Annotated in this window: 12 protein-coding genes and 1 pseudogene; 10 read left to right on the top strand and 3 right to left on the bottom strand. The window is 44.0% G+C overall.

What is annotated here, in order from left to right; translation table 11 throughout:
- Positions 1 to 290: 290 nt before the first annotated feature.
- Positions 291 to 2,303: an adenylate/guanylate cyclase domain-containing protein gene (locus tag AC5JL3_RS16205; protein ID WP_496075459.1), complete on the bottom strand. Its 2,013-nt coding sequence runs from the start codon at positions 2,301 to 2,303 to the stop codon at positions 291 to 293.
- A gap of 78 nt (positions 2,304 to 2,381) precedes the next feature.
- On the opposite strand from AC5JL3_RS16205, the gene AC5JL3_RS16200 reads away from it, so the two are divergent.
- Complete coding sequence (locus AC5JL3_RS16200) at positions 2,382 to 2,693, top strand: hypothetical protein (RefSeq protein WP_496075458.1); 312 nt, start codon at positions 2,382 to 2,384, stop codon at positions 2,691 to 2,693.
- A 389-nt stretch (positions 2,694 to 3,082) separates the two neighbouring features.
- Here the strand turns inward: AC5JL3_RS16200 and AC5JL3_RS16195 are convergent, their stop codons facing one another.
- Entirely contained in the window at positions 3,083 to 3,454 is a 372-nt protein-coding gene (locus AC5JL3_RS16195) for a hypothetical protein (RefSeq protein WP_496075457.1), read from the bottom strand.
- 218 nt (positions 3,455 to 3,672) lie between these two features.
- Here AC5JL3_RS16195 and AC5JL3_RS16190 point away from each other — a divergent pair, with 218 nt between their 5' ends.
- Together AC5JL3_RS16190 and AC5JL3_RS16185 are read left to right on the top strand one after the other, a co-directional pair.
- A complete protein-coding gene (locus AC5JL3_RS16190; RefSeq protein WP_496075456.1) occupies positions 3,673 to 3,870 on the top strand; it encodes a hypothetical protein in 198 nt (65 codons plus the stop codon).
- Between the two features lie 66 nt (positions 3,871 to 3,936).
- Positions 3,937 to 4,068 (top strand): annotated as a pseudogene (locus tag AC5JL3_RS16185) (PAS domain-containing protein); the annotation flags it as partial.
- A 67-nt stretch (positions 4,069 to 4,135) separates the two neighbouring features.
- Here the strand turns inward: AC5JL3_RS16185 and AC5JL3_RS16180 are convergent.
- Positions 4,136 to 5,197 (bottom strand): sulfonate ABC transporter substrate-binding protein, encoded by a 1,062-nt coding sequence (locus tag AC5JL3_RS16180; protein WP_496075455.1) that lies wholly within the window; start codon positions 5,195 to 5,197, stop codon positions 4,136 to 4,138.
- A 437-nt stretch (positions 5,198 to 5,634) separates the two neighbouring features.
- Between AC5JL3_RS16180 and AC5JL3_RS16175 the strand changes: the two genes are divergently transcribed.
- The 7 genes from AC5JL3_RS16175 to AC5JL3_RS16145 all read left to right on the top strand — a co-directional run bounded on the left by AC5JL3_RS16175 (position 5,635) and on the right by AC5JL3_RS16145 (position 12,816).
- Positions 5,635 to 7,344, top strand: coding sequence for a fumarate reductase/succinate dehydrogenase flavoprotein subunit (locus AC5JL3_RS16175; RefSeq protein ID WP_496075454.1), 1,710 nt, complete (start codon positions 5,635 to 5,637; stop codon positions 7,342 to 7,344).
- A gap of 101 nt (positions 7,345 to 7,445) precedes the next feature.
- Positions 7,446 to 7,673: a 4Fe-4S dicluster domain-containing protein gene (locus AC5JL3_RS16170; protein WP_496075453.1), complete on the top strand. Its 228-nt coding sequence runs from the start codon at positions 7,446 to 7,448 to the stop codon at positions 7,671 to 7,673.
- 10 nt (positions 7,674 to 7,683) lie between these two features.
- Complete coding sequence (locus tag AC5JL3_RS16165; protein ID WP_496075452.1) at positions 7,684 to 8,658, top strand: HEAT repeat domain-containing protein; 975 nt, start codon at positions 7,684 to 7,686, stop codon at positions 8,656 to 8,658.
- Positions 8,651 to 9,751 carry an Mrp/NBP35 family ATP-binding protein gene (locus tag AC5JL3_RS16160; RefSeq protein WP_496075451.1) on the top strand — a complete coding sequence of 367 codons (1,101 nt, stop codon included), beginning with the start codon at positions 8,651 to 8,653 and terminating at the stop codon, positions 9,749 to 9,751. The genes AC5JL3_RS16165 and AC5JL3_RS16160 overlap by 8 nt, the downstream gene beginning before the upstream one ends.
- A gap of 173 nt (positions 9,752 to 9,924) precedes the next feature.
- Positions 9,925 to 11,082 carry an FMNH2-dependent alkanesulfonate monooxygenase gene (gene ssuD, locus AC5JL3_RS16155; RefSeq protein ID WP_496075450.1) on the top strand — a complete coding sequence of 386 codons (1,158 nt, stop codon included), beginning with the start codon at positions 9,925 to 9,927 and terminating at the stop codon, positions 11,080 to 11,082.
- Positions 11,079 to 11,864: an aliphatic sulfonate ABC transporter permease SsuC gene (gene ssuC, locus AC5JL3_RS16150; RefSeq protein ID WP_496075449.1), complete on the top strand. Its 786-nt coding sequence runs from the start codon at positions 11,079 to 11,081 to the stop codon at positions 11,862 to 11,864. The genes ssuD and ssuC overlap by 4 nt, the downstream gene beginning before the upstream one ends.
- Positions 11,865 to 11,982: 118 nt before the next feature.
- Complete coding sequence (locus AC5JL3_RS16145) at positions 11,983 to 12,816, top strand: ATP-binding cassette domain-containing protein (RefSeq protein ID WP_496075448.1); 834 nt, start codon at positions 11,983 to 11,985, stop codon at positions 12,814 to 12,816.
- Positions 12,817 to 13,074: the final 258 nt, after the last annotated feature.

The raw sequence follows: 13,074 nt of genomic DNA, 5'->3' as shown, positions 1-13,074 counted from the left end.
TTGCTTGTCCATCCTAAGCAGTCAAGCGAAAGGAAATCTTACCAAGCAACAAGATAACAGCAGGTATACTCCATTCTCAAAAACAATTGCTAATGTTGGTGCGATCGCATTTCCTAAAAGACTAATTCATTAATAAGCTGATCTGCCTTAAACATTGGATAAGCCTCCCCCCCTGCTTCCTGAAGCTTCCTAGAGCCTCCTCTACCTCCGTCCATGCAAATTGAATGCGGCTGAGCAAGCTTAGTAGGAATAATCTTCCTGGGGTTGATTCTCAAGGGTTCTGAACAGACTTAATTAAAATCTTCAATCCCCGACCATTCCTCTGGCACTCCGTGCCTTTGATAGTACTCACATCGTTCAACATACATAGTTGCTGCTCGATCTTGGAGATTAAATTGCAAAACTTTTTGAAAAATCTCTTTAGCTTGAGTAAATTCTCTTTCGTTATAAAGTAAGATAGCTGACTCAAAATCTGCCTTATTTTGGTTTTTAATATTAACTACCGCTTCTGGTTCTGCATCATAAACTTCAAAGACAGAAACGGGTTCATTTCTCCCCTTAATCCTGACTTGACCCAAACATCTATAGTTGTACTTTGAAGGATCGATTTTAAATAAAGTTTCTCCACTAATGAGGATACTTGCTCCATATAGCTTTGTTAAACCTTCCAAACGAGAGGCTAGATTAACGGCATCAGAAATCACGGTAGTTTCCATGCGTCTTGGTTCACCAATAGTACCCAGGATGAGCCTACCCGTATGTAAGCCAATGCCAATGGTAATCGGTTTGTAACCGCTGTTTTTTCGATATTTATTATAATCTGACACCTGATGTTGCATGGCTATTGCCGCTTGCAAAGCCATCTCAGCCGTTGGTTGAGGAAAAAGTGCCATAATGGCATCACCAATATATTTGTCAATTATGCCACCATATTTTCTAATTACTGGACTAATTTTACCCAAGTAACTATTAATGAAATTGAAATTTTCTTGGGGGGTCATTTTCTCGGATAGTGTTGTGAAAGAGCGAATATCAGCGAACATAATTGTCATCTCTTTCTGAACATGATCACCTAATTCAATATCAATGATGCTCTTGCCTAAGAATTGCAGAAATGAATGAGGAACAAAACGATTGGCGGCATCAAAAAAATCATCTTTGAGATTAGCAAGCCCCTGTAGGTATCTATTCTCTGCTCTTAATAATCTCCAACGAACTGCTAAGATTACTACTGTCATTGCCAGTATCAATGCAGCAAAATACAACCCTATTGCGCTATAAATATTTGTATTGATTTCTTCTAGGAGTTCATTTTCGGGGATAATCACCACAATCAACCAGTCCAAGCCATAATCATCAGTTAAGGGGGTGACTTGGATAAATTGTCTATCTCCATTGAGCTTAAATTCAAGTTGTTCTCTTTTAATATTGCCAAAGTTATCAAATCTATTTTCTAAATACTTAGTTGTTTCGCTAATTAATTTATTTTCGCTTTCAGTCGCTTTAATAAGTTTCGTCTGATTGCCTTTACTCTCTGTTGATGTCGTTAATAGCTGTCCAGACCTATCTGTAATAAATATTTCTCCAGCTTCTAAATTATCTTCTTTTAACTCTTCAAGAAACCAATCAATTTCAGAAAACAAAAAGTCGCTTCCCAAGACAGCAATGAGCTTGTTAAAGCGATCGCAAACAGGATAGACGGCTGTGACAGCAGGCTTTTTGGTAGAAAAATCGACGTAACTCTCACTCCATATAGGTTTGCAGCCATTCTCAGCACGCTTATACCAAGGTCTTTCTCGCGGATCAAAGTTTCCTAAGATTTTCCAGGATTTAGAACGATTGAATCTATCCGCTATTTTTTCGTTCATGATGAACGTCCATTTATTCTCTTGTCGTTGCTGCCATTCAACCCCAAAAAAATCTCCCTTTAGACTACCGACATACATGTTATTTATTTGTTTAGAGTACTGAAGCTGTCTCGAAAAAAGCAGTTCCAAACTTTGGAAATCATCTAAATTTAACTGACCCGTATTAATAAATTCAAACTGACTTGATTCGATGACAGCAGCATTAGTTTGATTCACAAAATGGGTGTTTTTCAAATAAAACTGGATATTTTCTTCAATTCGGTCAGTCGTTTCACTACGCAGTTCATTAGCAATTTTTTGAATGTCGTTTTTCCTGTCTGTAAACAGATGATACCCAACAGGTGCTAATAAAACAAATGGTAATACAAGAACAATTCCGAGTAAAACCTTTTCAAAACGTCTAGAAATAGATTTTGTTATAGATTGAAGTGGCATAGTCGGAGTACCCAGCTTCGCTTGAATGGCACTGACTGAAAGAGAAACCCAACTCTATCAAGTTCGGTTAATAACTTCATGCATGGACTGTCGTTTTTCGTTCATGATTCATGGTTCATGGTTCATGGCACGAAGCAATTACGACTCAATCTGCAAGCCATCGCCAAGGCTTCGCTCAAGGCGGTTAAAGACAGTGGTGGTTCGGCTCATATCAGTTATCCGTCCGATAAGACGGGAGATGGCGACGGATTTGCTCCCAATTTTACAATCAGGTTAACAAGTCTAAATTTGAAGGGACACCGGAGAACGACTACTACACTAACATTACCGACGATTCCCTATTGGCTTTCAGCCGAGGACAAGACGATAAAATCAAAGCAAAGTTGCTAGTAGCCTGGGTAACTACTATCTTGACAAGTTTTCTAACTATTCTGGTGGCAGCGCTTTAGATACAGGAATTTACGACCAAACTTATTCGATTGCCGTTGTGCAAGACAAAACGAATGGGGTGCATCCCATTTTTACAGAAATAATTTCTTGTGGGGTGGGCATCCTGCCCGCCCTTTAGCTTTGACCCAGAAGAATACAGGAGTGGCTGTGTTCAGGAGTTCAGAAGAATTCTGAATTTAGACTGAAGTTAGGTTAAGCAAAATCGCCAAAAAGATTGCCCTGAGTTGAATTCAGGCAATATTCACGGCTCGTTTACTGGGTACACTAAAGCTGAAAACCCAGTAAATCGAAGGCTTGTTGCTGTACAGGAGTCAGTTGCGTAATCTTGGTCATTGCGAGGCACATATAAGCGGCTTGGGTTGAACAGTGTTCTTAACAACCGTAGCCAAGTCAGCCAACAGAGACTGAAAACTGTGTACTGGCAGTCCCTCACTAGTCAATTTGTGAGCCGCTTTGTGGCGAGCTTTGGCAGAGCGTTGTGCGGGGGCAACGACAGAAGTGCGAGCAACAGGGGCATTCGCTTTATCATCATCATCAAACAGTATTGGGGCTAAAGCCGCTGGCATATGCCATTCGACGTAATAAGCCAACATACACAAAAAAATGTGTGCCCGTACCCAGTCGGCAAGACGATGATAGATAGGACGAACTTGCAAATCCACCAGCTTAAAACTGCGAAAAGCTCTTTCAACAACAGACAAACTTTTATAGGTAACAACAGTAGCTTCTGCTGTTAGGAACGTGGATTAAATAAGGTGCAAAAACGGAGCGAAGCGTAGTAGGGTAAAGGCAGAAATATAGCAGTAGCCACTGAGGTTAGGACATCGACAGAAGCCAAGTTCCTTAACCGGAGCTTATTTGACTGGAAGCTGACCGCTGAAAGCTGACTGCTGATTGCTATATCAGGGGTGTTGTCAGGATGGAAACCTACTCTCCAGAAATTGAACGGCAGATGCAGAAGTACTATCAATCGCTCTGTAGGAAAAATCGTCGTCGATATGCAGCGATTGAAGCCGTAAAACTAGGCTACGGTGGCATCACCTACATCAGTAAGCAGATTTTCTTTGATGATTTTCTCCCCCAGTGGAATTATACAGCCAAGCCACAACTAGAGTGAGAATTGCATTTTATTTAATTCACGTTCCTTAGTAGAAATTATTTTCAACATTTCTGGGATGCAAGCCCTCACCCAATTTTTGTAAAAGACTTGCAACGTCGCTATCAATTGATGAACATTTCGGGAGCGAGTCGATTCAATAAACAGCCAGAGGAAGTCATAGGGCTACATAGTTGTTCGCTGTATGAGCTGTGGTAAAAAGCAAGCCTAATACAAAGTCAAAACTCTGGCAACAAATGTGACATTCGACTTAAGCGATCGCTTACTATTTACTTACCTGAGCAACCTCACTAATCTTGAGCTGCTTGGGAAGCACCTTCAACTCATAGAACGTATCAGCAACTTTCTGCTGATAAGCGACAACCTCAGCGGTAATCGGTTGCACTCCATAAGAGCGTCGTTTTGCCACTTCCTCTAAAGTCGGAACATCAATACCAAGCTCAGGCGACAATAGTTTGGCAACTTCAGTAGGCTGAGAAGCTGCCCAGTCATCCACTTCTTGAATTTCCTCTAAAATTGCCTTGAGGCGATCGGGTTGTTGCTCTGCAAACGTCTTAGTCGCCAAGTAGAATTCCCGATTTGCGACTAAACCCTCTCCATCTTTCAAAATACGCGCCCCTGTTGCTCGTTTGGCGGCAGTGTAAAAAGGGTCCCAAATTGCCCAAGCATCAACCTTGCCCTGCTCAAAAGCAGCCCGCGCATCGGCAGGCGGCAGAAAGGCAGGTTTAATATCGCTGTATGGCACTCCAGCTTCTTTCAATGCTTCAACTAACAAGTAATGCACATTGGAACCTTTATTAAAGGCAACCGTTTTGCCTTTAAGTCCAGCCACATCTTTGATTTGAGAATCTTTCGGCACTAAAATCGCTTCCCCTTTCGGGTTGGGAGGCTCATTGGCAGCATATACCAAGGGAGCACCCGCCGCTTGAGCAAAGATAGGTGGCGCTTCCCCCGTATGTCCGAAGTCAATGCTACCTGCATTCATTGCTTCTAACAGTTGGGGTCCAGCAGGAAATAGAAGCCACTGTACCGAAACTCCCTCAGCTTTCAACCGTTCATCCAAATTCTTCTTTGCCTTGAGGATGTTTACAGTTCCGTACTTCTGATACCCAATCCGCACAACGCTACTTTGCTGTGGACTTGCATTGCCTGTTGGCGCAGTAGCGGTTGAATTGCCTTGATTACTGGAACTGCAAGCAGAGACTGCCAAACTCAGACTGAGACTGATCGCAAATAGCAAAGCAAAGGTTTTAATTGAACGCTGTTTGAGTTTGTCCCAGAAACGTCTTATAGCTGCAAGCGGGACTCCTCGTAACGGGGTTGACACGATAGGCTCCTAGTTCAAACTGTAGAAACATTGAAAACGGAAAATCAGCATCAGATCTAGTCAATCATCTTTGATGCTAAAGTACGGCAACTCGGTAGGAATACTGTACTTAATTGTAGCAAGCAGTAGTATTGCACAGCAATCATCAAAAAATCAAGTTGATTAATGGCTTGCTTTTTGGCACTATCTCTGGGATGCTTCTATATTAATTCTAGATAACCCCGCTATTCCGGGCGACTTACAGTACATTTTCTTAAAAATAGACAAAAAAGTCCAAATACTATCGCTCAAGATGCAACGTTGATTTATAAAATAAAGCTTAAATTTATCAATTGCGTTAACACAGCATAATGCAAGGCGGATTTGGTTGACTGACTTAGCTGATGTAGGATTTCAGGTTTAATCTTTGCTGCGCGATCGCAATTTTGTAGAGAACAATGGATATCAAGGCCCAACGGATAAAAACTGACATTCTGATTATTGGTGGTGGCACTGCTGGTACAATGGCAGCGATTAAAGCCAAGCAAGCTAATCCAGAGGCAGATGTACTAATCTTAGAAAAAGCTAACATTCGCCGTAGTGGTGCGATCGCAATGGGAATGGATGGGGTGAATACTGCCGTAATTCCTGGTATTTCCACACCCGAACAGTACGTGCGAGAAGTCACAATTGCTAACGATGGTATTCTCAATCAAAAAGCAGTTTATGAAACTGCCTCTCTAGGCTATGAAGTTATTCAGGAACTCGATAGTTGGGGAGTTCAATTTCAGAAAGATCCGCAAGGAAATTACGATGTCAAGCAAGTGCATCGTGTAGGGCGATATGTTCTACCCATGCCAGAAGGGAAAGACTTAAAAAGCATCTTAACTCGCCAAGTCAAGCGCCATAAAGCAAAGGTAATTAACCGGGTAATGGCAACTCGAATTGCCGTGAGAAAAGGTCGAGCTGTTGGTGCTATTGGTTTCGATGTTCGCAATGGGGACTTTGTTATTATTCAGGCTAAAGCCGTCATCCTTTGTACGGGTGCTTGCGGACGTTTGGGATTACCTGCATCTGGCTATCTTTATGGCACGTATGAAAATCCCACTAATGCAGGTGACGGCTACTCAATGGCGTACCATGCAGGTGCAGAATTAACGAATATTGAGTGTTTTCAAATCAATCCCTTAATCAAAGACTATAACGGACCTGCTTGTGCCTATGTCGCCGGACCATTGGGTGCTTACACCGCTAATGCTGAGGGACACCGCTTCATTAATTGCGACTATTGGAGCGGTCAAATGATGCTGGAAGTCTGGAAAGAACTCAATTCTGGCAAAGGGCCAGTCCAGCTAAAGATGACTCATCTCGATGAGGACACCATTTCCGAAATTGAATCTATCTTATGGTCTAACGAACGACCGAGTCGAGGACGTTTTCACGAAGGCAGAGGCGAAAACTACCGCACTCACGGCGTTGAAATGAATATCTCTGAAATAGGGTTGTGTAGCGGTCATAGTGCCTCTGGAGTTTGGGTGAATGAGAAGGCAGAAACCACGGTACCAGGATTGTATGCTGCCGGAGATATGGCAAGTGTTCCCCACAACTATATGATTGGAGCATTCGTATATGGTCGGTTAGCAGGAACTAATGCGATTGAATACATCAAAGACTTAGAGCATCTTGAACCCGATCTCAACTTTTTAGAAGCAGAAAAAGCTCGAATCTATCATCCCTTAACACAGCCGGAGGGCATTCCCCACACGCAAATTGAGTATAAGCTGCGGCGAGTTGTCAACGATTATCTTCAGCCGCCTAAAGCCAAGAACAAAATGGAAATTGGTTTAGAACATTTCGTGCGCTATCAGGAAACTCTCAATCAGATGGGAGCAAGAGATGCTCATGAACTGATGCGGAGTATGGAAGTTCACTTTATTCGAGACTGTGCAGAAATGGCAGCACGAGCATCACTGTATCGCAAAGAAAGCCGATGGGGACTTTATCATTACTATTCGGACTATCCTGAGAAGAACAATGAGGAGTGGTTTTGCCACGTCAATTTGAAAAAGAATGAAGCAGAAAAAATGGTGCTATTTAAGCGCCCGGTTGAACCCTACATTATAGATGTGAATGTAGAACAAGAAGTTTATGATGTTGCGGTTCGTTGAAAGAGAAAATAGGGCGGGTTTAACGGAGATATCTGTTTGACCACAAGTTAGTTGGTTAAACCCATCCCTACAGGAGATGCTTGCAAATAGGATTAGAATTCATGGCTTTAATTAATCAACGAGTTGACGTTCCTGTTATTGTCGATGAGTCTAAATGTTTGGAAAAATGCAATGCCTGTATTGAAGTATGTCCACTAGATGTGTTAGCAAAGAATCCTGAAACGGGAAAAGCTTACATGAAGTACGACGAGTGCTGGTTTTGCTTACCTTGCGAAAAGGAGTGTCCCACTAACGCGATTACAGTAAAAATTCCCTTTCTTTTGCGTTAGGAGAAGAACGATGCAAGTTGATACAGATGATGAATTGAATCAATGGGTAGAACTGTTGCGATCGCCAAATCTAGACGAACGCTTAGTCGCCATCAAATCCCTGCAACATCTCGGTGATGAAGCCGCCGTTTACCCCCTAATCTCAGCCCTCCAAGATGAGAGTACAGTTGTTCAAAAGCTCGCTGTTACTACCTTATGGGAATTGGCAAGTCCAGTTGCCGTTGCGCCGTTAATTGACTGCCTTGATTCTGCGGATGAAGAAATCAGAAGTGAAGCATTAGCCGCGCTTGGAGAGTTAGTTACACAGGATGATCTTCTGACGCTACTCGATGCACTTCGTCGTGATGATGTAAACGTGCAGTTAAGCGTGTTGATTCTACTGCGAAAAATTCATGATGTTCAAGCATTGCCTTACATTCTCCCGTTCTTTGAATCTGAGAATGCTCAGTTGCGAGAAGCAGCAGTGACAACGCTTTGCTATCTCAATCAGGTTAAAACTTGCCCGCCTGTCCTGGTACTTCTGTCCGATCCAGCAGAGGTGGTGCGTCGTGCGGCGGCTTTAACGCTGGGACATTTAGCGGATGATCAAGTTGTTCCCTTATTGTGTCAAGCACTAACAACTGATTCCGATTGGCAAGTGCGCCGTAATGTGGCTAAATCATTAGCACTTCATGCTGCAACTGAGGCTATCCCCGCTTTGGGAAAAGCGTTGCAAGATGAGCATTGGCAAGTTCGCAAATTTGCAGCTCAAGCGTTGCAAAACGTTGCTGACGATAGCGTTTTACCAGACTTAGTGCAAGGCTTATCGGATGAATATCCAGATGTGCGACGAGATGCTGCGATCGCACTTGGAAATCTCGGCAATCCCTCCGTCCTCAACAGCCTCCAGCAAACTCTGGACGATCCGGATGTGGATGTTCGCATCTACACGCAACGGGCGATGCAAAAGCTTCAGGCGTCTAGGCAAGAATTACCCAATGTCTAACCATCAATCGCCTTTTAAGCGCTCTAGCGTGGAAGGAACGTCCGAAAGTTTACAACATCCTGCCAACCCTTTGATTGAATCCCGTCGCCAAGAAGCGATCGGCATTCTTAAACAAGTCACCGATTCCATTCTCAAAAATAATATAGTCAGCTTGGGAATGGTGCGAAATCTGCGGATTGTTGATGACTATATCTACCTGCGCCTTTATATTGGTGCACATCAACACTACCTGCAAGAACAAACTCAACAGGCTCTCTCTTCCTTAACCTGGTGCAAGAAAGCTTACCTTCAACTGTGTACGATTCCCGGTGTCAAAACAACGATTGCAATTTCTAGTGGCAAAGGGGGAGTCGGAAAATCCACAACATCCGTTAATTTAGCTGCTGCGTTGAAATTATGTGGCGCACGAGTGGGTTTACTCGATGCCGATGTTTATGGGCCGAACGTACCTCAGATGCTAGGAGTTAGACAATCTGAGGTACAGGTGATCGATACAGCACAAGGACAGAGATTTCTTCCCTTAGAAGCGCATGGCATCAAAGTCATGTCAGTCGGGCTTTTAGCTGAACCAGAGCATCCTCTGGCTTGGCGCGGGCCTGTTTTGCATAAGATAATTACTCAATTTATCACTGAGGTAGAGTGGGGAGAACTCGACTATTTACTCATTGACTTGCCCCCAGGCACTGGAGATGCCCAAATCACAATTATCCAGGAAAGCCCTATCTGTGGAGCAATTATTGTTACCACTCCGCAGCAAGTTGCAATATCGGATGTTCGCCGCAGTATTAATATGTTTCGGCAAGTTGGGGTTCCTGTGTTAGGAATTATTGAGAATATGAGTTACTTCGTGTGCAAGCATTGTGGAGAACCCAGCCATATTTTTGGAAGTGGTGGCGGTGAACAAATTGCTGCTGAATTGCAAGCACCATTACTTGGAAAAATTCCCATTGAACCTCATATTTGTACTGGTGGTGATGTGGGACAACCGATGCCAATCCTTGAACCTGGCTCTTTAGTTGCACAGGTATTTATGGAAATAGCCAAAACCCTGAATACTACTTTTTCCTCAGAAAATTCAACAGCCCTCCAGTAGCCTCTTACTGTCTGCCTGACACATCTTAGTGAATCCCTGGTCAATTAAGTCTGACAGGCTAAGAACTGGATACGGGAACTTGCTTTTTACATCAGTTCATGTGATATTCTCTTTAATCTCTGCTAAATACGGTATCTCGATCAAATTACCGTACTTTATAAGCCCTGACAACAATGCAAATTCTTTGGTTTTTCCCAACGCATGGTGATGGACGTTATCTCGGCACTGCATATGGTGGACGTGCCGTCACCCCTGAATATTTGCGGCAGATTGCCCAAGCTGTAGATAATCTGGGTTACACAGGTGCATTAATACCCACCGGACGCTCTTGTGAAGATGCCTGGATTGCAGCTTCATCTTTGATCGCTGTAACCAAGCGGATGAAGTTTCTTGTTGCGATTCGTCCAGGAATTACCTCTCCTGGCGCAGCCGCACGGATGGCATCAACCTTTGACCGGATGTCGAATGGACGGTTGCTAGTGAATGTGGTGACAGGCGGCGATCCAGTTGAACTAGCTGGGGATGGTTTACATCTGAGTCATGATGAACGCTATGACTTAACGGATGAATTCCTCACCGTTTGGCGAGGCATCATGAGCGGTGAAACGGTTGACCTTGACGGACAGCATTTGCAAATTAAGGGGGGAAAACTCCTATTTCCACCTGTCCAAAGTCCCTATCCAGCGCTGTGGTTTGGTGGCTCATCAGCAGCAGCAAAGCGAGTTGCGGCTAAGCACATTGATGTTTACCTCACGTGGGGAGAACCACCTGATCAAGTCGCGCAAAAGATTCAAGAGGTTCGCCAACTAGCAGCAGAACAAGGCAGAACAGTCCGTTTTGGGATTCGCCTTCATGTGATTGTGCGGGAAACCGAGAGCGAAGCGTGGGATGCGGCGAATCAGTTAATTAAGTATGTCGATGAAGAAGCGATCGCAACCGCTCAACAAGCCTTTGCTCGTGCCGACTCCGAAGGACAACGACGGATGAGTCAACTCCATGGTGGTAGCCGAGAAGCCCTAGAAATCAGCCCTAACCTTTGGGCAGGTGTTGGCTTAGTCCGGGGTGGTGCAGGCACAGCCTTAGTTGGCGATCCAGATACTGTCGCTCAGCGGATGCTGGAATATACAGAACTCGGAATTGAAACCTTCATCTTCTCTGGCTATCCCCACCTAGAAGAAGCGTATCGAGTCGCTGAATTATTATTCCCGCGCCTCCCCTTGGAGAACCAGCCAGCTCCCCTCCAAACTCATATCATGAGTCCCTTTGGTGAAATTGTCGCCAACGAGAACTTCCCACAAGAACGACAAGTTACTCCAGCGAGTGCGTCATGAACAATAAATGGCTAAAAAATAAGCGTGTTCAGCAGTTGATTCCTTGGGCTGTGCCCGTCTTGCTAATTGTTCTCTGGCAGTTTTTTGTGCAAGTAGGTTGGCTCTCCACCAGAGTTTTACCTGCTCCAACAGGCGTTCTACAAGCGGGTATCCAACTTGCTAAGAGTGGAGAACTCTTCCGACACATTGGTGTGAGTACTTGGCGTGCCTTCCTCGGTTTCGCGATAGGTGGCGGTATTGGTTTAGTATTGGGATTACTCAATGGCATATTTCCCATCTCTGAAAAGCTTTTGGACACATCCATTCAAATGATTCGGAATGTTCCCCATTTAGCTTTAATTCCCTTGGTAATCTTGTGGTTTGGTATTGGGGAAGAATCGAAGCTATTTCTAGTTGCTCTGGGTGTAATGTTTCCTATCTATTTGAATACCTATCATGGGATTCGCACTGTCGAGCCAGGATTAATTGAGATGGGCAAAGTCTATGGGCTGAAACCAGCGGCTCTCTTCTGGCAAATCATTCTTCCTGGAGCATTGCCTTCAATTCTCGTGGGTGTGCGTTATGCATTGGGAATTATGTGGTTGACGCTAATTGTTGCTGAGACAATTGCCGCTGATTCTGGCATTGGTTACATGGCAATGAATGCTCGTGAGTTTATGCAAACCGATGTCGTGGTATTAAGCATTCTGATATATGCCTTGTTGGGCAAATTAGCAGATACTGCTGCCAGGATTTTAGAAGAGAAATGGCTGGCTTGGCATCCTAACTATCAGCTAGCTTAAAGAATTTGGAATTAGCTTTTAGCCCTGTTACCGTCCAACAGTTAATCAGACAGTTTTTTTGAATTTGGTTTACTGGAAGAACAGAGCAGCTTTAATACAAAACGAAGTGGTTAATTTCATGAAAAAACAAGATTGTGCTGCTAAGAACCAACCGCTTACTGCAATAAAGAAGGAGATTTTAAGCGTGAAAATATCTGAGCAAGGGACACACCTGAAAGTTGTAGATTTGACCAAGACTTTTGGCAGTATTACTGTTTTAAAGTCAGTGAATTTAGAGGTAGCCCCTGGAGAATTTATCGCGATTGTTGGCAGGAGTGGTTGCGGTAAGAGTACGCTTCTACGTCTTGTCGCTGGATTGGAGACACCCAGCCAAGGGGGAGTGTTACTGGATGGAGAGCCACTGCGTAAGCTCAGCCGCTCAGTCCGAGTGATGTTTCAGGATGCACGTTTATTGCAATGGAAACGAGTGCTGGAAAATGTAGGACTAGGTTTACAAAATAACTGGCGCGAGAGAGCAGAGTGGGCACTTGAGCAAGTTGGACTCAAAGAACGGGCGGGAGATTGGCCGGCAGTACTTTCTGGTGGGCAACGGCAGCGGGTTGCCCTAGCAAGAGCTTTGGTAAGTCAGCCGCGTTTACTTCTATTAGATGAGCCTTTGGGGGCATTGGACGCTCTCACTCGCATTGAGATGCAACGGTTGATTGAGCAGTTATGGCAGGAGCAACAGTTTACGTCGCTTTTGGTAACGCATGACGTGGAAGAAGCCGTGGCATTGGCTGATCGAGTGTTGCTAATCGAGGCGGGGCAAATTGCTCTGGATGTCCGTGTGACACTGCCACGCCCGCGAGCAAGGGGCAGTGCCCAGTTTGGTCAAATCAAAGAAATGGTACTTGAGCGAGTCATGAATCGCCAAGGTACTAATACAAGTAAAGTAGTGCAACTGAGCCGTTAAACATTCAGCTTTAGGAGAAACAAACTTTTGCCACCATTTGCTGGGGGTAGTTTCTTAATGCCTTGAAAAGCTTATCCAATAACCGAAAAATTTAACCAAAATCTACTTGCTATTCACAATTTACTGTGATATTTCTATTCAAAGAGAAACTACACTAAGTCGATATAATTACCGTAGATTTAATTGTGATTTCCACTGGAATTACACTAGTGCAGCGAGGCGGAAATAAGTGACCAGTTAAAAAAGGAAGCAAAAAGG

The organism is Symplocastrum torsivum (assembly GCF_059505465.1).
The sequence above is the reverse complement of the archived record's forward strand: the minus strand, read 5'-3'. Positions and strand labels throughout refer to the sequence as shown.

What these genes read in the sequence shown, in the direction of transcription:
- ssuC (WP_496075449.1), top strand. Translation starts at nt 11,079, where the DNA reads ATGAACAATAAATGGCTAAAAAATAAGCGTGTTCAGCAGTTGATTCCT.
- AC5JL3_RS16170 (WP_496075453.1), top strand. Translation starts at nt 7,446, where the DNA reads ATGGCTTTAATTAATCAACGAGTTGACGTTCCTGTTATTGTCGATGAG.
- AC5JL3_RS16160 (WP_496075451.1), top strand. Translation starts at nt 8,651, where the DNA reads ATGTCTAACCATCAATCGCCTTTTAAGCGCTCTAGCGTGGAAGGAACG.
- AC5JL3_RS16200 (WP_496075458.1), top strand. Translation starts at nt 2,382, where the DNA reads ATGCATGGACTGTCGTTTTTCGTTCATGATTCATGGTTCATGGTTCAT.
- AC5JL3_RS16190 (WP_496075456.1), top strand. Translation starts at nt 3,673, where the DNA reads ATGGAAACCTACTCTCCAGAAATTGAACGGCAGATGCAGAAGTACTAT.
- AC5JL3_RS16175 (WP_496075454.1), top strand. Translation starts at nt 5,635, where the DNA reads ATGGATATCAAGGCCCAACGGATAAAAACTGACATTCTGATTATTGGT.
- AC5JL3_RS16145 (WP_496075448.1), top strand. Translation starts at nt 11,983, where the DNA reads ATGAAAAAACAAGATTGTGCTGCTAAGAACCAACCGCTTACTGCAATA.
- ssuD (WP_496075450.1), top strand. Translation starts at nt 9,925, where the DNA reads ATGCAAATTCTTTGGTTTTTCCCAACGCATGGTGATGGACGTTATCTC.
- AC5JL3_RS16205 (WP_496075459.1), bottom strand. Translation starts at nt 2,303, where the DNA reads ATGCCACTTCAATCTATAACAAAATCTATTTCTAGACGTTTTGAAAAG.
- AC5JL3_RS16165 (WP_496075452.1), top strand. Translation starts at nt 7,684, where the DNA reads ATGCAAGTTGATACAGATGATGAATTGAATCAATGGGTAGAACTGTTG.